Origin of the sequence: Variovorax sp. M-6, from assembly GCF_052114385.1 — a bacterium.
Lineage (GTDB): Bacteria > Pseudomonadota > Gammaproteobacteria > Burkholderiales > Burkholderiaceae_C > Variovorax.
Genome location: NZ_JBFREQ010000002.1, coordinates 229027 through 251227, shown reverse-complemented (window position 1 = coordinate 251227; position 22201 = coordinate 229027). Strand labels below are relative to the sequence as shown.

The following is a 22201-nucleotide window of genomic DNA, read 5'->3' as shown; positions in this document are numbered from 1 at the left end:
CGAGCCCGGCCCGCGGGCGGACGCCGGCCCGGCTTACATGTGGTTGCCTGCGGGGGGAAATATTGCAGTGCTTTGCACGACGGATGCCAGCGCGGACCCGCATTCGCGCGTTGTGTGCCGAGAGACGAAAGAAGGATCGGATGAAGCACCGCCCCGCCCTCTTTTCCCGACGCGCCGCCCGCTGGCTGCTCGGCCTGGCATTGCTGCTGGCGGGCCTGTCCGTGTCCGCCCAGCAAGACCCTCCCGGCCGGGTCGGCCGCCTGAACTACCAGCAGGGCACGGTGAGCTTTTCGCCCGCCGGCGACAGCGACTGGTTCGAGCTCGGCCCGAACCGTCCGATCACCACCGGCGACCGGCTCTGGACCGATCGCGGCGCCCGCGCCGAGTTCTATCTGGGCGCCACCGCGTTGCGCCTCGACGAGCAGACCGGCATCACCCTCTCCGAACTCGACGACGACACCACCCGCATCACCGCCTCGCAGGGCCGCCTGCAGGTGCGGGTGCGCGAGGAACTCGACGGCCGCCGCCTCGAGATCGATACCGCGAACCTCGCGCTCGTGGTCGACGCGCCCGGCGACTACCGGATCGAGACCGATCCGGCCGCCGGCACCACCAGCGTCGCGGTGGCAGCCGGCCATGTCACGCTGTTCGGCGAGGGCGGCGAATCGGTCGCCCTGGGCGCGCGGCAGCAACTCACCACCTCGGGCCGCAACCTCGCGCCGGAGGGCGCCGCGGCGGTTCGCGCCGACACCGGGTTCGATCGCTGGCTGGCCGAACGCGATCGCCTCGAGGAGCAATCGGTCTCGGCGCGCTACGTGTCGCGCGAAGTGGTCGGCTACCAGCAGCTCGACGCCTATGGCGACTGGCAGAACGACCCGGACTACGGCAGCGTCTGGTATCCGCGCAACGTCGACGCCGAGTGGGCGCCTTACCGCGACGGCCAGTGGATCGACCTGGCGCCCTGGGGCTGGACATGGATCGACGCCGCGCCCTGGGGTTTCGCGCCGGCCCACTATGGCCGCTGGGCCCGCATCGGCCCGCGCTGGGGCTGGGTCCCGGGGCGGCGGCAATCGCGGCCGGTGTATGCACCGGCGCTGGTGGGCTTCGTCGGCGGCACGGCAGGCGCCCATGCGAACCTGGCGATCGGCAGCGGCCGCAACGGCGTGGGCTGGTTCCCGCTGGCGCCCGGCGAACCCTGGCGGCCGGGCTACCGTGCCAGCCAGCGCTACGTGGACGCGGCCAATCGGGCCGCCTTCCAGAGGCAGATCGCGGCACGCGACGCCGGCTTCGCGAACCAGCACCTGCCCGGCGCGGTCACCGTGGTGCCCACCGACGCCTTCGGCCGCGGCCCGATCGGCCGGCGCGACGTGGTCCGCCTGCCGGCCGACCGCCTGACCGGCGCGCCGGTCGGCATGGGTGCGCCGATTCCGCTCGACCGCGATCACGGCCGTGGCGGCGTCGGCCGCCCCGCCACGCCGCCGCCGCCGCAGGCCGCGATACAGCTGCGGCAGTTCGAGCAGGTGCAGCAGATGCAGCAGATGCAGCAGGCACAGCAGGCTCAGCAGCAACTGCAGTGGCAGCAGCGTGCGGTCCAGGCGCAGGCCGCGCAGGCTCAACAGCTGCAGCAAGCCCAGGAAGCGCAAAGGCGCCAGCAAGCGCAGCAGATCCAGCAGGCTCAGCAACTGCAACAGGCACAGCAGTTGCAGCAAGCCCAGCAACTCCAGCAGGCACAGCGCCAGCAGATCGAGGCGCAGCAGCGCGCCGCGCAAGCTCAGGCTCAGCAGCAAGTGCAGTTGCAGCAGCAGGCCCTGCGCCAGCAGCAGGACATGCAGCAGCGCGCGGCCCAGGCGCAAGTCCAGCAACTGCAGGCTGCGCAACAGATGCAGGCCCAGCGCGCCCAGCAGCAGATGCAGGCCCAACAGCAGATGCTCCAGGCACAGCAGGCGCAGCAGGCCAACGCGATCCGCCAGACGCAGGAGACGCAGCAGCGCGTCCTCCAGATGCAGCAGCAGGCGCGCGTTCCCGGCGATGTGCGCCCGCAGCAGCGCGGCGCTCCCTCGTCGGGCCAGCCTGCCGCATCGCAGCAGCAGGCGGACCGTCCTTAGGCCGACGTCCGGCCGTCCCAAGGCGGCCTGCGGCCACTTCGGGGGGCAGCGAGTACACGCAGTGACGGTGCGTGGGGCCCTTCGGCCGCGCCCAGCGGCAACGCCTCGCGCCGGCTACAGTCGGCGCGAAGGAGTTTCCATGCGCACCTACGACTTCGACCTTTTCGTCATCGGCGGCGGCAGCGGCGGCGTGCGCGCCGCGCGAATGGCCGCGCAGCGCGGGGCCCGCGTCGCGCTGGCCGAAAGCGCCGAGCTGGGCGGCACCTGCGTCAACGTGGGCTGCATCCCCAAGAAGCTCTACAGCTATGCCGCAGGTTACGCCGAAGCCTTCGAGGAGGCGGCCGGCTTCGGCTGGGACCTCGGCGAACGGCGCTTCGACTGGGGCCGGCTGAAGGCCAATCGCGCGCGCGAGATCAAGCGCCTCAACGAGGTCTACCGCAGCCTTCTCGAAGGCGTCGGCGTGACCTTGATCCAGGGCTGGGCGCAGCTGGCCGATCCGCACACGGTGCAGGTCGGCGACCGCTCGTACACCGCGCAGCACGTGCTGCTCGCCACCGGCGGCATGCCCTTCGTGCCCGATCTGCCGGGACGCGAGCATGTCATCGTCTCCGATGCGATGTTCGATCTCGACCCGTTCCCGAAGCGCCTGCTGGTGGTGGGCGGCGGCTACATCGCCTGCGAGTTCGCCTCGATCTTCAACGGCCTCGGCGCCGAGGTCGTCCAGCTGCAGCGCGGCGCGCACCTTCTGTCCGACTTCGACGAGGACATCCGCGAGTTCCTGGCCAAGGAAATGCGGCGCGCCGGCATCGACATCCGCTTCAACACCGAGATCACGTCGATCCGCCGCCTCGACAGCGGCCTGTGCGCCGTCCTCTCGCGCGGCCAGCGCGTCGAGGCCGACGCGATCCTGTTCGCGACCGGGCGGGTGCCGAACACCCAGGACATGGGCCTCGAGGCCGCCGGCGTCGCACTGGACGAGCTCGGCCGCGTGGCGGTCGATGCCAACTACCGCAGCTCGGTGCCTTCGGTCTTCGCGGTGGGCGACGTCTCGACCCGCCAGCAGCTCACGCCGGTGGCGCTGGCCGAGGCGATGGCGGTGGTGGACACGCTGTTCGGCAAGGGCGAGCGGCGGCTCGACTACGACTACACGCCCACTGCCGTCTTCACGCACCCGAACGTCGGCACCTGCGGCTACACCGAGGCCGCCGCACGCACGGAGTTCGGCGCCGTCACGCTGTTCTCGAGCGAGTTCCGCGCGCTGCGCCACACCTTGTCGGAGAGCAAGGAGCGCACCTTCATGAAGCTGGTGGTGGACACGGCCAGCGACCGCGTGGTCGGCCTGCACATGGTCGGCCCCGACGCCGGCGAGATCGTGCAGGGCTTCGCGGTGGCGATGCGCGCGGGGGCCACCAAGGCGATGTTCGACCGCACGATCGGCATCCATCCGACCGTGGCCGAGGAGTTCGTGACGATGCGCGAACCCATGCCGGGCTAAATGCCCGGCCGGCGCAGCCAGGCCCATTGGTGAAACACCGCGGAACCGGCTTTGCCGGGCCGCCGGTGTTGCCCCCGGCAGGGGGTGGGCGGGCTACACGAAGTGAGCCCAACCTGGGGGTGAGCCACAATGCTTTCATGCCGTACATGCCTGCCTTCATCGCTCCCGCCCGGTTCACCGATCCCGACGCCGCCCTTGAACAGGTCCGCCTCATCTACAACGGCGGCCTGCAGCACCTGCGCGATGCCATGCAGCGTTTCGTGGCCGGCGAGAGCCTGCCGGGCCGCGTGCGTGCCTGCTACCCCTTCGTCCGGATCCACACCCACACGGTGTCGCGCAGCACGCCGCCGGCCAATGCCGGCCTGAGCTACGGCTTCGTGTCGGGGCCGGGGCGCTACGAAACCACGCTGACGCGGCCCGACCTGTTCCTGCGCTACTACCGCGAACAATTCCGGCTGCTGCTCGAGAACCACCAGGTCGAACTCGAGATCGGCACCAGCACGCAGCCGATCCCGATCCACTTCTCCTTCGCCGAGAACGACCACATCGAAGGCACGATGAGCGCCGAACGCCGGGCGCTGATGCGCGACGTGTTCGACCTGCCGGACCTCGGCGCGATGGACGACGGCATCGCCAACGGCACCTACGAGGCCAGGGCCGGCGAGGCGCAGCCGCTGTCGCTCTTCACGGCGGCGCGCGTCGACTATTCGCTGCACCGGCTGCGCCACTACAGCGGCACCGCGCCCGAGTGGTTCCAGAACTTCGTGCTGTTCACCAACTACCAGTTCTACATCGACGAGTTCGTGCGGCTGGGCCACGAGGCCATGACCGACGAGCACAGCGAATACATCGCCTTCATCGAGCCCGGCAACGTGATCACGCGGCGCCGCGGCCTGGCCGCGGGTTCGAGCGCGATGTACGGCGAGCTGCTCGACGGCTCGCAGGGCACATCGCCGCCGCGGCTGCCGCAGATGCCCGGCTACCACCTGGTGCGCGAGGACTGCACCGGCATCAGCATGGTCAACATCGGCGTCGGCCCGGCCAATGCCAAGACCATCACCGACCACGTGGCGGTGCTGCGGCCGCACGCCTGGGTGATGCTCGGCCACTGCGCCGGGCTGCGCCAGGGGCAGCGGCTCGGCGACTACGTGCTGGCGCATGCCTATGTGCGCGAGGACCACGTGCTCGACGAGGAGCTGCCGCTGTGGGTGCCGATCCCGGCGCTGTCGGAAATCCAGCTCGCGCTCGAGAAGGCGGTGGCCGAGGTCACGGGCACGAAGGGCACCGAGCTCAAGAAGATCATGCGCACCGGCACCGTGGCGAGCACCGACAACCGCAACTGGGAGCTGCTGCCCGGCAACCAGCCGCAGCGGCGCTTCAGCCAGAGCCGGGCGGTCGCGCTCGACATGGAAAGCGCCACCATCGCGGCCAACGGCTTCCGCTTCCGGGTGCCCTACGGGACGCTGCTGTGCGTCAGCGACAAGCCGCTGCACGGCGAGATCAAGCTGCCGGGGATGGCCAACCAGTTCTACCGCGAACGCGTCGAGCAGCACCTGCGCATCGGCATGGCCGCCATCGACATCCTGCGCCAGGAAGGTTCGAGCAGGCTGCACAGCCGCAAGCTGAGAAGCTTCGCGGAAGTGGCTTTCCAGTAGGCACGCTCAGGCCAGGCCGAAAAGCTCCGGCATCTCGCGCTCGGCCTTGGGGGTGAGCGTCAGCGCCCGGCCGTCGAGCTCCTGGCGCACCCAGCCGCGCCGCAGCGACAGCTGCAGGCAGGCCGCACCCAGCGCCCCGCCCAGATGGGGCCGCCGCTCGCTCCAGTCGAGACAGGCGCAGGCGAAGCGCCGCCGGGCGTCGCGCGCCGTCCCCACATCGAGCCCCAGGCTCTCGAGCGCTATCGCGCCCTCGGGCGTGAGTTCGTAGTCGCTGCCTTGCGCCATCGCACGCAGCCAGCCCTGGGCATGCAGGCTGTCGTGCAGCGCGACGCCGGCCGTGCCGGCCATGTGGTCGTAGCAGGTGCGCGCCGCCCGCAGGCGGCTGGGCGTGGTCGGACGGAACTCGCCGCGCGGCGCGCCCGCGACCACCAGCAAGCTTTCGAGGGCGGCGGCCACCTCAGGGCCCGCGAGCCGGAAATAGCGGTGCTTGCCCTGGGCGAGCGCATCGACCAGGCGCTGCTCCTTCAGGCGCGCCAGGTGCGCACTGGCGGTCGAGGCGGCGACCTCGGCCACCGCGGCGAGCTCGGTCGCGGTGCGGGCGTGGCCGTCCATCAGGCAGCACAGCATGCGCGAGCGCGCGGGCTCGGCGATCGCGCCGGCCAGGCGGGCGAGGCGGGTGTCGGCAGATGTTGCATCCATACTTCGATCGTAGGCGAAGCGTGATCGCAGGAAAAGTCCAGACTGCGGGCATGAACGCCACCGCCCCGCCCGCCGACGCCATCGCCGCCGTCACCCATGCCAACCCGTATCCCTGGTACGCCAGCCTGCGCCGCGGGCCGGCGCTGGTCTTCGACCCCGCGCTGCGGCTCTGGATCGCCAGCCGCGCCGAGGTGGTCCGAGAGCTTCTCGCCAATGACGCGCTGCGCGTGCGCCCAACGGCCGAGGCGGTGCCGCACGCGATCGCGGGCACGCCGGCCGGCGAGCTGTTCGGCCTGCTGGTGCGCATGAACGACGGCGCGCCGCATGCAGCGCACAAGCCGGTCCTGCAGCGCGCGCTGGCCGGCCTCGACCTGGCCGCGGCGCATGCGGCGACGCTTCGGATCGCCGCCGAAATGCCTCCTGCGGGCCTGGCCGAGACCGCCTTCACGCTGCCGGTCGGCGCGGTCGCGCACCTGCTGGGCTTCGCCGACGGCGAACTGCCGCAGGTCGCGCAATGGACCCGCGACTTCGTCGCCTGCCTGTCGCCGCTGTCGACCGTCGCCCAACTTGCGACCGCGAGCGTCGCCGCGGCCCAACTCATGGACCGCTTCGAGGGCCTGGTCGCCGCGCAGCCTGCGCCCGGCGGCAGCCTCCTTGCTGCGGTGCAGGCCGATGCGCCGGCGCCCGCCTCGCGCGCGCTGCGGGCCAACCTGGTCGGCCTGCTGTCCCAGACCTGCGAGGCCACGGCCGGCCTGCTGGGCAACAGCCTGGTGGCACTCGCGCGCGAGCCGGGCCTGCGCCGGAAGATCGACGACCGCATGGCGCTTCTGCCCGCCGTGGTGGCCGAGGTCGCGCGCCACGACCCCGCGGTGCACAACACGCGCCGCTTCGTCGCCGAGACGACCACGGTCGCCGGCCAGCCGCTCGCGCCGGGCGATGCGGTGCTGCTGGTGCTCGCTGCCGCGAATCGCGACCCAGCCCTGAACCCGGCGCCCGCGACCTTCGAGCCGATGCGGGCCGACCGGCGCTGCCTGGGCTTCGGCCATGGCCGCCACGCCTGCCCCGGCCAGGCGCTGGCCTGCACCATCGCGGCGGCCGCGCTCGAAGCGCTGCTGGCCGGCGGCCTCGACACCGATGCGCTGCTGCGGCGCGGGTGGCGCTACCGGCCGTCGGTCAATGCGCGGATTCCGGTCTTTCGCTGAAGCAAGGGGTCATGCGGCCTCCGGCCAGCGCCCGGTCGCGTCGAGGTAGGGCGACTGCTGCGCGCGGCCCCAGCGCAGCGGCAGCGCCGCGGGCCGGTACAGCGCCGAGACCACCTGCATGCGCAGCAGCCGCTCGGCGCCCTCGTAGACGGCCAATTCCGGACCCTCCCAGACCACTTCCGCCGTGACCGCGAGCTGCAGCAGGTCGCCGCGCTCGAAGTCGATGAACAGCAGCCCGGCGCGCGGATTCACGGCGATGTTGCCCAGCGTGTTGAAGAAGGCGTTGCCGACGAAATCGGGCACGGTCAGCGTGCCTTCACCGCCCAGGCGCACGAACCCCGGGCGGCCACCCCGGTGCGAAACGTCGACCCCTTGCGCCGCGTCGGTATGCCCGGCCGACGGATGCGCCGTGGCGATGAAGAAGGTGTCGGCCTGGCCGACCAGCCGCCGCGCCGCCGCATCCAGGCGGTCGGCGCGTTGCGGCGCCGCTCCCACCGGCGCACCGTCCACGAAGACCGGTTCACGCGCCTGGATGTACTTCGGGCAATTGCCGAAACTCTGCAGCACCTCGACCGAGAAACCGGAGGCGTCGACCGCCTCCACCACGCCGTTCATGCGGTTGCGCCGCCGCGTGTGCGGCTCGATCCCGAGCAGCCCGATCGGCGCGCCGGACACCAACGCCGCCGCGAGGGGGTCCCCGGCCAGCGGCAACGCGTCGATGCGCAGGCATTGCGGGTCGGGCGAGCGCGCGAAGCCCGGCGGCGCCGCGAGCACGCTGGCCCATGGCTGCAAAGAACCGTCGAGGCTTCCCGCGACCAGGAACGGCAGCTGGGCGAAGAAGCTCCGATGCTGGTCGGGCATGTGGTCGCGGATCACGCGCGGCCCCAGCGCGGCCATCCGTTCGCGCACCCCGGCGCGCGCCTGCAGGGCGCGCTCGCCCTCGTGCCAGGGCGACGGCGTGGAATCGGCGTTCATGCTTGCAGCCCGACGCGCGACCGCACCATCGGCACGAAGCCCGGCAGCGCCTCGATGCGCGCCAGCCATTCGCGCACGTGGGGATAGGCGTCGAGCGACACGTTGCCCTCCGGCGCATGGGCCACGTAGCTGTAGTTGGCGACGTCGGCCAGTGTCGGGGACGCCCCCGCGAGGAAAAGGCGCGCCGTCAGCTCGCCGTCCAGCACGCGCAGCAGATCGTGCGAGCGCGCGACCACGTCGGCTGCATCCCTGTCCAGCCCGAACAGCACGATCACGCGGGCCACCGCCGGCCCTGCCGCGAGCGGGCCGGCCGCGACCGACAACCAGCGCTGGACCTGGGCCGCGGCGAGCGGGTCGCGCGGGTACCAGCGCGCGGGATCGGCGGCGTAGCGCTCGTTGAGGTAGACCAGGATCGCATTCGAATCCGCCACGGCGACGTCGCCGTCCTCGATCACGGGCACCTGGCCGAAGGCATTGCGGCGCAGGAAGTCGGGGCGCTTGTGCTCGCCCGCGCGCAGGTCGACCTCGATGGTCTCGAACGGCAGGCCGAGCAGCGAGAGGAACAGCCGGACGCGGTGGCAATGGCCCGAGACGGTCGAACTGTAGACCTTGATCGGCGCGGCGGGACGGGGGGTGGCCATGGCGTTTTCTCCTGAGGCGTTGGGGTGTGTCGATTCTTGTTTGCTCCCCGCCTCGGAGTAATGGCTCCGATTGCATTTGACTGCTTCGATTTCCGGTCTAATCGCCGCATGGACCGCCTGAAAGCCATGCAGACCTTCGTGCACATCGCCGACCAGGGCAGCCTCACCCGCGCCGCGGACGCGCTCGATGCCTCCCTGCCGGCCGTGGTGCGGTCGCTGGCGGCGCTCGAGACGCACCTGGGCGTGCGCCTGTTCCACCGCACCACGCGGCGCATCTCCCTGACCGAGGAGGGCCGCCACTATCTGCAGAGCGCACGCGAAGTGCTGGCCGCCGCCGATGCCGCCGACCGGGCGCTCACGGCCGACGCGGCCGAGCCCGCGGGTCAGCTCACGGTCACGGCGCCGGTGCTGTTCGGCCACATGTACGTGGCGCCGGCGATCGTTCGCTTCCTCCAGCGCTACGAGCGCATGCGCTGCAGCGTGCTGCTGCACGACCGCTCCGTGAACCTGCTGGAGGAAGGCGTCGACGTCGGCATCCGCATCAGTGCGCTGGACGACTCGTCGCTGGTGGCGCAGCAGCTCGGCAGCGTCCGCCGCGTGGTGGTCGCGAGCCCGGCCTGGCTGCGCGCGCATGGCCGGCCGAGCCATCCGAGCGAGCTGTCGCGCGCCAACTGCGTCTGCGTCCAACCGAACACGGCGGGGCCATGGATGTTTCGCGACAACGGCCGGCCGCTGGCGGTCGCGGTCAGGGGCAACATCGAGTTCAACCACATCGCGCCGGCGATCGAGACCTGCGCCGCCGGCCTGGGCTGCGGCATGTTCCTGTCCTACCAGGTCCTGCCGCTGGTGGCCGAAGGGCGGCTCGAGATCCTGCTCGAGGAGTTCGAGGCGCCGCCGCGCCCGGTGAGCGTGATCTACCCGCATGCGCGGCTGTTGCCCACACGCACGCGCGTCTTCATCGACTGGATGAAAACCGAATTCAGCGGCCTGCGGCTCTGAGGGCGGGCGCCGCCGGCGCTTGCGCCACAATGCGCCGGTGCCGACACCCCTCTTCCACGCCAGCCACCTGCGCAAACGCTACGGCGACACCACGGTCGTCGACGACCTGTCCTTCGAGATCGCGCCGGGCGAATGCCTCGGCGTGATCGGGCCGAACGGCGCCGGCAAGACCACCACCATCCGCATGTGCCTGGGCCTCACCGCGGCCGACGGCGGCACGATCGAGGCGCTCGGCGGCCTCTCGATGCCGCGCGATGCGCGCGCCATCAAGGCGCAGCTCGGCGTGGTCAGCCAGTTCGACACGCTCGACCCCGACTTCAGCTGCGCCGAGAACCTGATGGTCTACGCGCGCTACTTCGGCATGCGCCGCAGCGAGATCGCGCCGCGCATTCCGCAGCTGCTCGAATTCGCGGCGCTGTCGCACAAGGCCCATGCGAAGCCCGGCGAGCTCTCGGGCGGCATGCGGCGGAGGCTCTCTCTGGCGCGCGCCTTGGTCAACGACCCGAAGCTGCTGATGCTCGACGAACCGACCACCGGGCTGGATCCGCAGGCGCGGCACCTGATGTGGGAGCGGCTGCAGGTGCTGCTGCAGCAAGGCAAGTCGATCCTGCTCACGACCCACTTCATGGACGAGGCCGAGCGGCTGTGCTCGCGGCTGCTGGTGCTCGACCATGGCCGCAAGATCGCCGAGGGCCGGCCGCGCGACCTGATCGCCGAGCACCTCGAGCCCGACGTGGTCGAGCTCTACGGCGACGGCGCGCTCGAACTGGCGCATTCGCCGCTGAAGGACTTCGCGGCCCGCGTCGAGGTCAGCGGCGAAACGGTATTCTTCTACACGCAGGACGCGCGCGGCCTCATGGCGGCGCTGGGCGACCGCAGCGGCCTGCGCACCTTCCACCGGCCGGCCAATCTCGAGGATCTGTTCCTCAAGCTGACCGGCCGACAGATCCGGGAGGATGGTTGACCGACATGGCGAACTCGACGACTTCCTCGCTGGCGGATCTCCCGCCCACGGCACCCGCGCCCTCGGTCTGGCGCGCGCCAGAGCTTTCGATGCGCTGGTGGCCGGTGTTCCTGCGCAATCTGCTGGTGTGGCGCAAGCTCGCGATCCCGAGCCTGATCGGCAACATCGCCGAGCCGCTGATCTGGCTGGTGGCCTTCGGCTATGGCATGGGCGCGCTGGTCGGGGAGGTGCAGGTGGACGGCACCGCGGTGCCCTACATCCTGTTCCTCGCCAGCGGCTCGATCTGCATGAGCGCGATGAACGCCGCCTCGTTCGAGGCGCTCTACTCGGCCTTCTCGCGCATGCACGTGCAGAAGACCTGGGACGGCATCATGAACGCGCCGGTGGGCCTCGATGACGTGGTGCTGGCCGAGATGCTGTGGGCCGGCTTCAAGGCGATCTTCACCACCACCGCGATCCTGTTCGTGATGCTGGCGCTGGGCATCAGCCACAGCCCGAAGCTCATCGTCGCCTGGTTCGTGCTGGTCGGCGTCGGCATCACCTTCTCGTGCATCGCGCTGATCTTCAATGCGCTGGCCAAGGGCTACGACTTCTTCACCTACTACTTCACGCTGTTCATGACGCCGATGATGTTCCTGTCGGGCGTGTTCTTCCCGCTCGAGCAGTTGCCGGGCGTGGTGCGCACCATCGCGGGATGGCTGCCGCTTTCCAACGCCGTGGCGCTGGTGCGCCCGCTTTTCATGGACCAGTGGCCGGCCGACTGGTGGCGGCACGCGCTGGTGCTCGTCGCCTACACGGTGGTCGCGTTCTGGATCGCGCTGGCCCTCACACGCAAGCGCTTCCGGGCTTGATGGACCCCCACGCTCCCTCACTTCGTGTGGTCGCTGCCCCCAAAGGGGGCCGCAGGCCGCCTTGGGGCGGCCCGGCGCCGGCCTGAGCCCTTGTCTCGTTCGTGACTGCAAAGCGGTGGGCCGCTGTTAGGGTCCGGACACAACGAGGAGACCCCATGAACCGTATCCTGAGCGGCTTCCTGCTGGCGTCGACGCTCGCCTTCGGCGCCTGCACGACGACCCCGCCCACTCGCCCCGCCGCCTGGGCCGCGCCCGAAGCGATCGTCGCCCCTTCTGCCTTCTCGGGCGTGCACGGGCTGGCGATCGACCGCCAGGGGCGGCTGCTCGCCGGCTCGGTGGTCGGCAACACGCTGTGGGAGGTCGACCGCCAGACCGGCGCCGCCCGCGTGCTGGTCAAGGGGCCCGAAGGCCAGGCCGACGACATCGCGGTCGGGCCCAAGGGCGAACTCGCGTGGACCAACTACCTGATGGGCATGCTGCGCATGCGCGACAACGATGGCGCGCCGATGCGCGTGGTCGCCAAGGACCTGCCCGGCCTCAATTCGCTCGACTTCGACCGCCGCAACGGCAAGCTCTATGCCTCGCAGGTGTTCCTGGGCGACGCGCTGTGGGAGATCGACCCCGCCGGCCAGAAGCCGCCGCGGCTGATCAAGAAGGACATGGGCGGCTTCAACGGCTTCGAGGTCGGGCCCGACGGCATGCTCTACGGCCCGCTGTGGTTCAAGGGCCAGGTGGTGAAGATCGACCCCGCGAACGGCGCCATGACCGTGATCGCAGAGGGCTTCAAGATCCCGGCCGCCGCCAATCTCGACGGCAAGGGCAACCTGTGGGTGGTCGATGCGCGCAGCGGCGAGCTGGTCCGGGTCGATCTGGCGACCGGCCGCAAGACCGTGGCCAAGCAACTCAAGCCCTCGCTCGACAACCTGGCGATCGCGCCCGAAGGCACGATCTACGTCTCGAACATGGCCGACAACTCGGTCGAGGCCTTCAATCCGGCGACCGGCGAGCTGCGCCTGCTCACCGGCGGCAAGCTGGCGGTGCCCGCCGGCCTCAAGATCGACGGCAACGACCTCTGGGTGGCCGACGTGTTCGGCTTCCGCCAGGTCGATGCCACGACCGGGGCGGTGCGCGACATCTTCCGGATGCAGCGCGACCCGGAGCTCGAATACCCGTTCGCGGTCGGTCTGTCGCCCACGCATTTCGCGCTCACGTCGTGGTTCACCGGCACGGTACAGCTGGTCGACCGCAAGACGCTCAAGACCACCGGCATGCTGCACGGCCTGAAGGGACCGGTCGATGCGATCCCGATGGCCGACGGCAGCGTGATCTACGCCGAGATCGCGACCGGCAGCGTGACGCGCGCCAAGGGCCCCAGGTTCGAGGACCGGGAGGTTCTGGCCAGCGGGCTCGGCGGGCCGGTGCAGATGATCGTCGGCAAGGACGGCGCGCTCTACGTCACCGAGACCGCGGGCAAGCTCACGCGCATCCCGCTCGACGCCAGCGCGCCGCTGCGCCCGGTGGCCGAAGGGCTGGCGATGCCCGAGGGCGTGGCCCAGACGCCCTGGGGCACCTTCATCGTGGCCGAAAGCGCGGCCCGGCGGCTGGTCGAGATCGACCCCGCGAGCGGCAGCCGCCGCACCGTGGCCGAGAACCTGCCGATCGGCCTCGAGCCCGGCCCGGGCATGCCGCCTCCCTATGTGCCGACCGGCGTGGCAGTCGGCAGCGACGGCACGATCTACATGACGGCGGACCGCAACAACGCGCTGTACCGGATCCGGCCGCAGCGCTGAGGCGTCCTCAGGTGGCGCAGTGGGCCGACAGGGCATCGACCAGATGCCCGAAGGTCGCTCGCACGCGGCGCACGCGGCGCAGGTCCTCGTGCATCGTGACCCAGGTTTCCAGGCCGTAGCTGAAGGCCTCCGGCAACACCGCCACCAGCGTCGGATCGCGCCGGGCGATCGCCTTCTGGCAGATGCCGATGCCGAGGCCGGCGCGGATCGCGCCCAGTTGCGCGAGCTGGTTGTCGGTGCGGCAGCTGAACTTCGAGCGCGCAAGGCGCAGGCCGAGGGCGCTCAAGGCGCGCAGGTCGGCGGTCTCGCGGTCCGGCCCGATCAGCGCGAAGCGGTCCAGGTCATCGAGGCCGGCCGGCGTGCCATGGCGCTCCAGATAGCCGGCCTTGGCGAACAACCCCAGTTCGACCACGCCGACCCGCGTGGCGACCATCGCGGCCTGCGTGGGCCGCACCATCCGCACCGCGATGTCGGCCTCGTGCCGCAGCAGGTCCTCGTTGCGGTTGGTCAGGCTGAGCTCGAACACCAGGCCCGGCTGGGTCTCCCGCAGCCCGGCCAGGATTGAGGGCAGCACCTCCGCGCCGACCACGTCGCTGGCGGTGATGCGCACCGTGCCGTTCGCGGCGTCGGTGTCCGCCGAGGCCGCCCGTGCGAAGGCATCGGCCGCGGCGGCCATCACCTCGGCATGGCCGCCGAGTTCGCGCGCGGCATCCGTCGGCGACAGGCCGCTGGGCGACCGCGTGAAGAGCGCGACGCCGATCGAACGCTCCAGCGCTTCGAGCCGGCGCCGCACCGTCGGCTGCGCGACGCCCAGCGCCCGCGCCGCGGCCGACAGGCTGCCTTCGCGCAGCACCGCGAGAAAGGCGCGCTGGCTTTCCCAGTCCAAAGGATTCAGGCTCATACATTTCATACTAGCCGATAGCACCGTTATGACAATTGTGTTTATCTTCGCCCGCTTCAAGAATGGCTCCCTCAACGAAAGGACGCGGTCATGGAACGAGGAACGGCATTGGTGCTCGGTGCGACGGGAGGTATCGGCGGTGAAACCACCGCGGCCCTGCTGCGGCGCGGCTGGCAAGTACGGGCGCTGGCGCGCGACCCGGCAAGAGCGGCGGCACGGTGGCCGGCCGGCACGGCGCGGCCGCAGTGGCTGGCGGGCGATGCGATGGACGCCGACAGCGTGGCCGCCGCCGCCCGCGGCGCCTCGTTGATCGTGCACGCGGTCAACCCGCCGGGCTATCGCCACTGGAACACGCTGGTGCTGCCGATGCTCGAGAGCACGATCCGCGCGGCCGAAGCCTCGGGCGCCCGCATCGTGCTGCCCGGCACGGTCTACAACTACGGGCCCGATGCCTTTCCCGACATCGCAGAAAACGCGCCGCAGCACCCGCGCACGCGCAAGGGCGCGATCCGCGTGCAGATGGAGCAGCGCCTGCGCGCGGCGGCCGACCGCGGCGTGCGCACGCTGATCGTGCGGGCCGGCGACTTCTTCGGCCCGCACGCCGGCAACAACTGGTTCTCGCAGGGCCTCGTGAAGCCCGGCCGGCCGTTGACCGCGATCACCGACCCGGCGCGGCCGGGCGTCGGCCATCAGTGGGCCTACCTGCCGGACGTCGCCGAGACCATCGTGCAGCTGGTCGAGCGCGAGACGGCGCTGCAAGTCTTCGACAGCTTCCACATGGGCGGCCACTGGGACGCCGACGGCACCCGGATGCAGGCCGCGATCCGGCGCGCCAGCGGCCAGCCCGAATTGCCCGTCCGGCGCTTCCCCTGGTGGCTGGCCACGCTGGCCTCGCCGTTCGTGCCCGTGTTTCGCGAGCTGCGCGAGATGCGCTACCTCTGGCAGCAGCCGGTGCGCCTCGACAACGCGCGGCTGCTGGCGCTGCTCGGCAGCGAGCCGCACACGCCGATCGACCTCGCGGTCGGAGCCACGCTCGCAGGCCTGGGCTGCCTGCGGGCGGCGCCGGCAGCGGGCGCGCTGGCCGAAGGCAGCCGCTAGCCACTTCCCGCAAGCGCCCCCGGCCGGCCCGGCCTAGAGTGGTCGACGCTCAAAGCAGGACCGACCGGAACCAGGCATGAACTACACGCACGAACACCTCGAGATCCAGAAGACGATGCGCCGCTTCATCGACGAAGAGATCAATCCGCACGTCGATGAATGGGAGGCGGCCGAGAGCTTCCCTGCCCACGAGGTGTTCGCCAAGCTCGGCGCGCTCGGCCTGCTCGGGCTCAACAAGCCGGAGGAATACGGCGGCGCCGGCCTCGACTACTCCTACGCGATGGCGATGGCCGAGGCCTTGGGGCATGTGAGCTGCGGCGGCGTGCCGATGGCGATCGGCGTGCAGACCGACATGTGCACTCCGGCGCTGGCGCGTTTCGGCAGCGACGAACTGCGCCGCAAGTTCCTGGCGCCCGCGATCGCGGGCCAGACCGTGGGCTGCATCGGTGTCAGCGAACCCGGCGCCGGCAGCGATGTCGCCGGCCTCAAGAGCCATGCGCGCAAGGACGGCGGCGACTACCTCATCAGCGGCCAGAAGATGTGGATCACCAACAGCCTGCAGGCCGACTGGATGTGCATGCTGGTCAACACGAGCGACGGCCCGGCGCATCGCAACAAGTCGCTCGTCATCGTGCCGATGGACAGCCCCGGGATCGAGAAGGCGAAGAAGATCCGCAAGATCGGCATGCACTCGAGCGACACCGGCCTGATCTACTTCGACGAGGTGCGGGTGCCGCAGCGCTATCGCATCGGCGAGGAGGGCCAGGGCTTCGTCTACCAGATGCAGCAGTTCCAGGAAGAACGCCTGTGGTGCGCCGCGAGTTCGCTGGCGCCGCTCGACGAGTGCATCGCCGACACGATCGAATGGGCGCAGCAGCGCAAGCTGTTCGGCGGCACGCTGGCCGACCAGCAGTGGGTGCAGTTCAAGCTGGCCGAGCTCAAGACCGAGGTGGAAGCCCTGCGCGCGCTGACCTACCGCGCCTGCGACCTGCACGTGCAGGGGCAGGACGTGACCGAGCTGGCCTCGATGGCCAAGCTCAAGACCGGCCGGCTCACGCGCGAGGTGTCCGACACCTGCCTGCAGTTCTGGGGCGGCATGGGCTTCACCTGGGAGAACCGGGTCTCGCGGCTCTTCCGCGACGGCCGCCTGGCCTCGATCGGCGGCGGCGCCGACGAGGTGATGCTCGGCATCCTCGCGAAGACCATGGGCATCGCGAAGCGGCCGCCGCGGGAATGACGGCGGCGGCGCGGCCGTGGAGAATCGGCCCATGCGCGCGCCCCCTCCTTCGGACACGGACACCCCCGCCGCCTTGCGCCGCCGCGACGGCGGCGAAGCCAAGGTCACTTTCGAAGAGCTGTTCTTCGACCTGGTCTATGTCTTCGCGGTCACCCAGCTGTCGCACTACCTGCTGGGCCACCTGACGCCGCTCGGCGCGCTCCAGACCCTGCTGCTCTGGTTCGCGGTCTGGCTCGGCTGGCAGTACACCTGCTGGGTGACCAACTGGTTCGACCCCAAGGCGGCGCCGATCCGGCTGCTGCTGTTCGGCGTGATGCTGGCCGGGCTCGTGATGTCGGCCGCGATCCCCGGCGCCTTCGCGGAGCGCGCGCCCGTTTTCGCTGCCGCCTTCGTCGTGATGCAGGTCGGCCGCTCGCTGTTCATCTGCATCCTGCTGCACAAGCGCCATGCGCTGGCGGCGAACTTCCGACGCATCCTCGGCTGGAACTGCATCGCGGCGGTGTTCTGGATCGCCGGCGCGATGGCCTCCGGACCGGGCCGCATCGCCTGCTGGGCCATGGCCATCGCCTGCGAGTACGTCTCGCCGATGTTCGGCTTCCGCCTGCCCGGCCTCGGCCGCTCGCGCACCGCCGACTGGACCATCGAGGGCGGCCACCTGGCCGAGCGCTGCCAACTGTTCGTGATCATGGCGCTGGGCGAATCGATCCTGCTGACCGGCGACACCTTCGCCAAGACCCAGACGCTGGGCAGCCTCTCGACGGTCGCCTTCCTGAGCGCCTTCGCCGGCAGCCTCGCGATGTGGTGGCTCTACTTCGACACCAGCAGCGAGCACGGCAGCCACGTGATCGCGCACTCCGACGACCCGGGGCGCATCGGCGCGTACTTCCACTACGTGCACGTGCTGATCGTCGGCGGCATCATCGTCACGGCCGTGGGCAACGAACTCGTGATCGCCCATCCGCACGGGCACATGGACCTGCCGACCGTCATCGTGATGATCGGCGCGCCGCTGGCCTATCTGCTCGGCAACGGTCTCTACAAGCGCATCGTGTACGGCGCCTTTCCGGCCTCGCACGCGGTCGGCATGGGCGCGGCCGCGGCGCTGGCGGCCGGCGCCCCGATGCTCGACCTGCTCACCATGAACATCCTGACCACCGCCGTCATCCTGGCGGTGGCCGCCTGGGACACCTACCGCTCGCGCGTCGGCGTCGTGGCCAGGGCCTGAAGCGCGCGCAGCTTGTCCTTCTTGCTCGGACGCTTGCCCTTGACGCCGCCGGTGCCCGGCTCGCCCGCGGGCCCGGCGGGCGGCACCTCCACGGGCTCGAAGCCGGCCACCCGCTCGCGCGGCACGTTGAGGCCCTGGCGCTTCTCGATCAGCCTGAAATGCGCCTCGGTCGCGGCGCTGACGAAGCTCACCGCGACGCCGCTTTCGCCGGCCCGGCCGGTGCGGCCGATCCGGTGCACATAGTCGACCGACGAGCGCGGCAGGTCGAAGTTCACCACCACCGGCAATTGCGCGACGTCGATGCCGCGGGCCGCCAGGTCGGTGGCCACCACCACCTGCACCCGGGACGCCTTGAAATCGGCCAGCACCTGCATGCGCTTGCCCTGGCTCAGCACCCCATGGAAGGGTTCGGCCTCGACGCCGGCCTTGCGCAGTTTGTCGGCCACGATTTCGGCGCCATGCTTGGTGGCGACGAAGACCAGCACGCGGGTCCAGCCGCTGTCCTTGACCAGCTGGCGCAGCAATTGGGTGCGCCGGCCGGCGTCGACCTCGATCGCGCGCTGCTGGATGGCCGCCGGCTCCCCGGCGACCTCGGCCTCCACCTCGACGCGCACCGGGTCCTTCAGCAGGTTGTCGGCCAGCGACTGGATCGCCTGCGGGAAAGTGGCCGAGAACAGCAGGTTCTGGCGCCGCGCCGGCAACAGCGCCAGGATGCGGCCCAGTTCCTCGGCGAAGCCGAGATCGAACAGGCGGTCGGCCTCGTCGAGCACCAGCGTCGCGACCGACGACAGCCTGAGCGCGCGATGGTCGATCAGGTCGAGCAGGCGGCCCGGCGTCGCGACCATGATGTCGGCGCCGCCGCGCAGCGCCATCATCTGCGGGTTGATCGAGACGCCCCCGAAAGCCACTGCGATGCGCAGCGGTGCCGGCAGGTGCTGCGCCAGGCTGCGCATCGACTCGCCGACCTGCGCCGCGAGTTCGCGCGTGGGAACCAGCACCAGCGCGTGCAGGCGGCGGGGCGACTGGCGCGGCTGGCCGGCGAGCGCCTGCAGCAGCGGCAGCGAGAATGCGGCCGTCTTGCCGGAGCCGGTCCGGGCCGCGCCCAGCAGGTCACGTCCCTGCAGGATCGCCGGGATGGCCTCGAGCTGGATCGCGGTGGGCGCGACATAGCCCTTGTCGGTGGCGGCGCGCACCAGGGCGGGATCGAGTCCGAGCGATTGAAATGGCATGGGTGGAGGCACGGGATAGGGCGTTGAGAATGACGGAGCATAGCCACCATCCACCAGGCAACACAGCAACGATGAATTCAGAGGACCTCGAAAAGCTCGTGAGCCGCGAGATGCCTTTCGGCAAATACAAGGGCCGGCTGATCGCCGACCTGCCCGGCAATTACCTGACCTGGTTCGCCCGCGAAGGCTTCCCGCCCGGGGAGATCGGCCGCCTGCTGTCGCTGATGCACGAAATCGACCACAACGGGCTCAAAGGGCTGCTGAACCCCCTGCGCAAGCGGTCGCCGGGCTGATTTCGTCTCTTTTTTTGACCTCGAAACGAAAAATCACTCGAAATTCAAGCGGAAGTTCACACAAATGTCTGATAGTGCACGACAATGCCGGAGCGTTTCTAGCAGTCACTTGCCGGATTCGTGAACCGGTGATCGGTCAGTTTCGCGCCACAGCGCCACTTTTGTTTGTTGTGATACTGGGACTCCATCGCTTTGTTTTTTTGGTTTGATTAGGAGTCCCTCCATGGGCAAGAAACTTTACGTAGGCAACCTCGCTTACTCCATCCGCGACAACGACCTCGAACAGGCTTTCAGCCAGTACGGCTCGGTCGCCAGCGCCAAGGTCATGATGGAACGCGACAGCGGTCGCTCCAAGGGCTTCGGCTTTGTCGAAATGGGCACCGACGCGGAAGCGCTGGCTGCCATCGAAGGCCTGAACGGCCAAGCACTCGACGGCCGCAGCCTGACGGTCAATGAAGCACGTCCGATGGAGCCCCGTTCGCCCGGCGGCTTCGGCGGCGGTGGCGGCGGCCGCAGCGGCGGTGGCGGCTACGGCGGTGGTGGTGGCGGCGGCGGCTACGGTGGTGGCGGCGGCGGCGGCAACCGCAGCGGCGGTGGCGGCTACGGCGGCGGCGGCGGTGGCCGCGGCGGCTACTAAGCACCCTCGGCTTCAAGCAGAAAGGCTCCTTCGGGAGCCTTTTTCGTTGGCGCGCCAGGACGCGGTACGTGGAAGTCCGTACAGTGCTGGTCAGCCAACCGTCAGGCGCTGGCGACGACCCTCAAGGTACTTCAACGAGGGTCGAGACAATGCGCATCAAGAGTCAGGCTGACTTCTATTCAGGAGTCATGTTCACAGCGGTGGGGGCGGCGTTTGCCATCGGCGCCACCACCTACAACATCGGCGACGGGGCCCGCATGGGGCCCGGCTACTTCCCGCTCATGCTGGGCATCCTGCTGGCCGTCCTTGGCGCCCTGGTGATGTTCCAGTCGCTGGTGGTCGAGACGGTCGATGGCGACCCGATCGGCAAGTGGGCCTGGAAACCGCTGTTCTTCGTCATCGCGGCCAACCTCGCCTTCGGCGTGCTGCTGGGCGGACTGCCGAGCATCGGCGTGCCGGCCATGGGCATGATCCTCGCGATCTACGCGCTCACCATCATCTCCAGCCTCGCGGGCGAGCACTTCAAGCTGCGCGACGTGCTGGTTCTCTCGACCATCCTGGCGGCAGGCAGCTACGTGGCGTTCATCTGGGCGCTCAAGTTGCAGATCCAGGTCTGGCCCACCTTCATTTCGGGCTGAGGACACCGCCATGGAACTGTTTCACAACCTCGCGATCGGCTTCGGCGTCGCCTTCACCTTCACCAACCTGCTGTATTGCCTGGTCGGCTGCATCCTGGGCACGCTGATCGGCGTGCTGCCGGGCATCGGCCCGGTCGCCACCATCGCGATGCTGCTGCCGGCGACCTACGCGCTGCCGCCGGTGTCGGCCCTCATCATGCTGGCCGGCATCTACTACGGCGCCCAGTACGGCGGCTCCACCACCGCCATCCTGGTCAACCTGCCGGGCGAATCGTCCTCGGTGGTGACCTGCATCGACGGCTACCAGATGGCGCGACAGGGGCGAGCGGGGCCTGCGCTGGCCGCGGCCGGCCTGGGTTCGTTCTTCGCCGGCTGCGTCGGCACGCTGATCCTGGCGGCCTTCGCGCCGCCGCTGACCGAGCTGGCCTTCAAGTTCGGCCCGGCCGAGTACTTCTCGCTGATGGTGCTGGGCCTGATCGGCGCCGTGGTGCTGGCCTCGGGCTCGCTGCTGAAAGCGGTCGCGATGATCGTGCTGGGCCTCCTGCTCGGCATCGTCGGCACCGACGTCAACTCGGGCGTGGCGCGCTTCAGCTTCGACGTTCCTGAACTCACCGACGGCATCGGCTTCGTCGTGATCGCGATGGGTGTGTTCGGCTACGGCGAAATCATCGGCAACCTGTCGCAGCCCGACGAGGAGCGCGAGGTGTTCACTTCCGAGGTCAAGGGCCTGTGGCCGACCAAGGACGACTTCAAGAACATGGCGCCCGCGGTGCTGCGCGGCACCACGCTGGGCTCGGCGCTCGGCATCCTGCCCGGCGGCGGCGCGCTGCTGGCTTCGTTCGCGGCCTATGCGCTCGAGAAGAAGATCCGCATGAGACCCGGTGAAGTGCCCTTCGGCAAGGGCAACATCCGCGGCGTGGCATCGCCCGAGTCGGCCAACAACGCCGGCGCGCAGACCTCCTTCATCCCGCTGCTGACGCTGGGCATCCCGCCGAACGCCGTGATGGCGCTGATGGTCGGCGCGATGACGATCCACAACATCCAGCCCGGTCCGCAGGTCATGACCAGCAACCCGGAATTGTTCTGGGGCCTGATCGCCTCGATGTGGATCGGCAACGCGATGCTGATCATCCTGAACCTGCCGCTGATCGGCATGTGGATCAAGCTGCTCACGGTGCCCTACAAGTTCCTGTTCCCGGCCATCGTGCTGTTCTGCGCCATCGGCGTGTATTCGACCAACAACAACACCTTCGACATCTGGATGGTGGCGGCCTTCGGCTTCATCGGCTAYCTSTTCMTCAAGCTGCGGACCGAGCCCGCCCCGCTGCTGCTGGGCTTCATCCTGGGGCCGATGATGGAAGAGAACCTGCGCCGCGCCCTGCTGCTGTCGCGCGGCACCTGGAGCGTGTTCGTGACGCGGCCGCTGTCGGCCGGGCTGCTGGTGGCGGCGTGCCTGCTGCTGGGCATCGTGCTGCTGCCGTCGATCAAGGCCAAGCGCGAAGAGGCCTTCGTCGAGGAATAAGCCAGCTACCCCGGGGGGTGTCACGCCCCCGAGGCCACGCCCTCG

General features: G+C 70.0%; 20 protein-coding genes. 15 read left to right on the top strand and 5 right to left on the bottom strand.

The annotated features are described in order from the left end of the window. Positions 1-140 precede the first annotated feature (140 nt). From AB4Z46_RS03660 to AB4Z46_RS03650, 3 genes are all read left to right on the top strand, one after another. Positions 141-2105: a DUF6600 domain-containing protein gene (locus AB4Z46_RS03660; RefSeq protein ID WP_442282115.1), complete on the top strand. Its 1965-nt coding sequence runs from the start codon at positions 141-143 to the stop codon at positions 2103-2105. A 139-nt stretch (positions 2106-2244) separates the two neighbouring features. Further along, complete coding sequence (gorA, locus tag AB4Z46_RS03655) at positions 2245-3600, top strand: glutathione-disulfide reductase (protein WP_442282114.1); 1356 nt, start codon at positions 2245-2247, stop codon at positions 3598-3600. 137 nt (positions 3601-3737) lie between these two features. Beyond that, positions 3738-5255: an AMP nucleosidase gene (locus AB4Z46_RS03650; protein ID WP_442282113.1), complete on the top strand. Its 1518-nt coding sequence runs from the start codon at positions 3738-3740 to the stop codon at positions 5253-5255. Positions 5256-5261: 6 nt separating this feature from the next. On the opposite strand, the gene AB4Z46_RS03645 is transcribed toward AB4Z46_RS03650, so the two are convergent. After that, positions 5262-5954, bottom strand: coding sequence for an ArsR/SmtB family transcription factor (locus AB4Z46_RS03645; protein WP_442282112.1), 693 nt, complete (start codon positions 5952-5954; stop codon positions 5262-5264). Positions 5955-6004: 50 nt separating this feature from the next. Between AB4Z46_RS03645 and AB4Z46_RS03640 the strand changes: the two genes are divergently transcribed. Then, a complete protein-coding gene (locus AB4Z46_RS03640; protein ID WP_442282111.1) occupies positions 6005-7156 on the top strand; it encodes a cytochrome P450 in 1152 nt (383 codons plus the stop codon). Between the two features lie 9 nt (positions 7157-7165). Here AB4Z46_RS03640 and AB4Z46_RS03635 read toward each other — a convergent pair whose 3' ends face one another. Together AB4Z46_RS03635 and AB4Z46_RS03630 are read right to left on the bottom strand one after the other, a co-directional pair. Continuing rightward, the gene (locus tag AB4Z46_RS03635) at positions 7166-8131 is read right to left on the bottom strand and encodes a flavin-nucleotide-binding protein (protein ID WP_442282110.1); all 966 of its coding nucleotides are present in this window, start codon (positions 8129-8131) and stop codon (positions 7166-7168) included. Then, positions 8128-8772, bottom strand: coding sequence for a glutathione S-transferase family protein (locus AB4Z46_RS03630; protein ID WP_442282109.1), 645 nt, complete (start codon positions 8770-8772; stop codon positions 8128-8130). Before AB4Z46_RS03630 ends, AB4Z46_RS03635 begins: the two co-directional genes overlap by 4 nt. 108 nt (positions 8773-8880) lie before the next feature. Between AB4Z46_RS03630 and AB4Z46_RS03625 the strand changes: the two genes are divergently transcribed. The 4 genes from AB4Z46_RS03625 to AB4Z46_RS03610 all read left to right on the top strand — a co-directional run bounded on the left by AB4Z46_RS03625 (position 8881) and on the right by AB4Z46_RS03610 (position 13376). Continuing rightward, complete coding sequence (locus AB4Z46_RS03625) at positions 8881-9771, top strand: LysR family transcriptional regulator (RefSeq protein WP_442282108.1); 891 nt, start codon at positions 8881-8883, stop codon at positions 9769-9771. 37 nt (positions 9772-9808) lie between these two features. After that, entirely contained in the window at positions 9809-10735 is a 927-nt protein-coding gene (locus tag AB4Z46_RS03620) for an ATP-binding cassette domain-containing protein (RefSeq protein WP_442282107.1), read from the top strand. 5 nt (positions 10736-10740) lie between these two features. Then, positions 10741-11586, top strand: a complete 846-nt coding sequence (locus tag AB4Z46_RS03615; RefSeq protein WP_442282106.1) for an ABC transporter permease — start codon at positions 10741-10743, stop codon at positions 11584-11586. 155 nt (positions 11587-11741) lie between these two features. Next, positions 11742-13376: a hypothetical protein gene (locus tag AB4Z46_RS03610; RefSeq protein WP_442282105.1), complete on the top strand. Its 1635-nt coding sequence runs from the start codon at positions 11742-11744 to the stop codon at positions 13374-13376. A 7-nt stretch (positions 13377-13383) separates the two neighbouring features. On the opposite strand, the gene AB4Z46_RS03605 is transcribed toward AB4Z46_RS03610, so the two are convergent. Then, on the bottom strand, positions 13384-14277 hold the full coding sequence (locus tag AB4Z46_RS03605; protein WP_442282104.1) for a LysR family transcriptional regulator: 894 nt from the start codon (positions 14275-14277) through the stop codon (positions 13384-13386). 90 nt (positions 14278-14367) lie between these two features. Between AB4Z46_RS03605 and AB4Z46_RS03600 the strand changes: the two genes are divergently transcribed. From AB4Z46_RS03600 to AB4Z46_RS03590, 3 genes are all read left to right on the top strand, one after another. After that, a complete protein-coding gene (locus AB4Z46_RS03600) occupies positions 14368-15375 on the top strand; it encodes an NAD(P)H-binding protein (protein WP_442282103.1) in 1008 nt (335 codons plus the stop codon). A gap of 76 nt (positions 15376-15451) precedes the next feature. Beyond that, positions 15452-16612 carry an acyl-CoA dehydrogenase family protein gene (locus tag AB4Z46_RS03595; RefSeq protein ID WP_442282102.1) on the top strand — a complete coding sequence of 387 codons (1161 nt, stop codon included), beginning with the start codon at positions 15452-15454 and terminating at the stop codon, positions 16610-16612. Positions 16613-16643: 31 nt separating this feature from the next. Then, positions 16644-17837: a low temperature requirement protein A gene (locus AB4Z46_RS03590; protein WP_442282101.1), complete on the top strand. Its 1194-nt coding sequence runs from the start codon at positions 16644-16646 to the stop codon at positions 17835-17837. Here AB4Z46_RS03590 and AB4Z46_RS03585 read toward each other — a convergent pair. Further along, the gene (locus tag AB4Z46_RS03585) at positions 17801-19066 is read right to left on the bottom strand and encodes a DEAD/DEAH box helicase (protein WP_442282100.1); all 1266 of its coding nucleotides are present in this window, start codon (positions 19064-19066) and stop codon (positions 17801-17803) included. The genes AB4Z46_RS03590 and AB4Z46_RS03585 overlap by 37 nt on opposite strands. A gap of 71 nt (positions 19067-19137) precedes the next feature. Between AB4Z46_RS03585 and AB4Z46_RS03580 the strand changes: the two genes are divergently transcribed. The 4 genes from AB4Z46_RS03580 (at position 19138) to AB4Z46_RS03565 (ending at position 22156) form a co-directional block, all read left to right on the top strand. Beyond that, positions 19138-19359, top strand: a complete 222-nt coding sequence (locus AB4Z46_RS03580) for a DUF3820 family protein (protein ID WP_442282099.1) — start codon at positions 19138-19140, stop codon at positions 19357-19359. A gap of 223 nt (positions 19360-19582) precedes the next feature. Then, a complete protein-coding gene (locus AB4Z46_RS03575; protein ID WP_442282098.1) occupies positions 19583-19996 on the top strand; it encodes an RNA recognition motif domain-containing protein in 414 nt (137 codons plus the stop codon). Positions 19997-20145: 149 nt separating this feature from the next. Further along, positions 20146-20634: a tripartite tricarboxylate transporter TctB family protein gene (locus AB4Z46_RS03570; protein ID WP_442282097.1), complete on the top strand. Its 489-nt coding sequence runs from the start codon at positions 20146-20148 to the stop codon at positions 20632-20634. 10 nt (positions 20635-20644) lie between these two features. After that, entirely contained in the window at positions 20645-22156 is a 1512-nt protein-coding gene (locus AB4Z46_RS03565; RefSeq protein WP_442282096.1) for a tripartite tricarboxylate transporter permease, read from the top strand. Positions 22157-22201: the final 45 nt, after the last annotated feature.

Coding starts and splice junctions, on each gene's coding strand:
- AB4Z46_RS03630 (WP_442282109.1), bottom strand. CDS start 8,772: ATGGCCACCCCCCGTCCCGCCGCGCCGATCAAGGTCTACAGTTCGACC.
- AB4Z46_RS03600 (WP_442282103.1), top strand. CDS start 14,368: ATGGAACGAGGAACGGCATTGGTGCTCGGTGCGACGGGAGGTATCGGC.
- AB4Z46_RS03650 (WP_442282113.1), top strand. CDS start 3,738: ATGCCGTACATGCCTGCCTTCATCGCTCCCGCCCGGTTCACCGATCCC.
- AB4Z46_RS03625 (WP_442282108.1), top strand. CDS start 8,881: ATGGACCGCCTGAAAGCCATGCAGACCTTCGTGCACATCGCCGACCAG.
- AB4Z46_RS03610 (WP_442282105.1), top strand. CDS start 11,742: ATGAACCGTATCCTGAGCGGCTTCCTGCTGGCGTCGACGCTCGCCTTC.
- AB4Z46_RS03585 (WP_442282100.1), bottom strand. CDS start 19,066: ATGCCATTTCAATCGCTCGGACTCGATCCCGCCCTGGTGCGCGCCGCC.
- AB4Z46_RS03660 (WP_442282115.1), top strand. CDS start 141: ATGAAGCACCGCCCCGCCCTCTTTTCCCGACGCGCCGCCCGCTGGCTG.
- AB4Z46_RS03645 (WP_442282112.1), bottom strand. CDS start 5,954: ATGGATGCAACATCTGCCGACACCCGCCTCGCCCGCCTGGCCGGCGCG.
- AB4Z46_RS03635 (WP_442282110.1), bottom strand. CDS start 8,131: ATGAACGCCGATTCCACGCCGTCGCCCTGGCACGAGGGCGAGCGCGCC.
- AB4Z46_RS03640 (WP_442282111.1), top strand. CDS start 6,005: ATGAACGCCACCGCCCCGCCCGCCGACGCCATCGCCGCCGTCACCCAT.
- AB4Z46_RS03595 (WP_442282102.1), top strand. CDS start 15,452: ATGAACTACACGCACGAACACCTCGAGATCCAGAAGACGATGCGCCGC.
- AB4Z46_RS03570 (WP_442282097.1), top strand. CDS start 20,146: ATGCGCATCAAGAGTCAGGCTGACTTCTATTCAGGAGTCATGTTCACA.
- AB4Z46_RS03580 (WP_442282099.1), top strand. CDS start 19,138: ATGAATTCAGAGGACCTCGAAAAGCTCGTGAGCCGCGAGATGCCTTTC.
- AB4Z46_RS03590 (WP_442282101.1), top strand. CDS start 16,644: ATGCGCGCGCCCCCTCCTTCGGACACGGACACCCCCGCCGCCTTGCGC.
- gorA (WP_442282114.1), top strand. CDS start 2,245: ATGCGCACCTACGACTTCGACCTTTTCGTCATCGGCGGCGGCAGCGGC.
- AB4Z46_RS03575 (WP_442282098.1), top strand. CDS start 19,583: ATGGGCAAGAAACTTTACGTAGGCAACCTCGCTTACTCCATCCGCGAC.
- AB4Z46_RS03605 (WP_442282104.1), bottom strand. CDS start 14,277: ATGAGCCTGAATCCTTTGGACTGGGAAAGCCAGCGCGCCTTTCTCGCG.
- AB4Z46_RS03615 (WP_442282106.1), top strand. CDS start 10,741: ATGGCGAACTCGACGACTTCCTCGCTGGCGGATCTCCCGCCCACGGCA.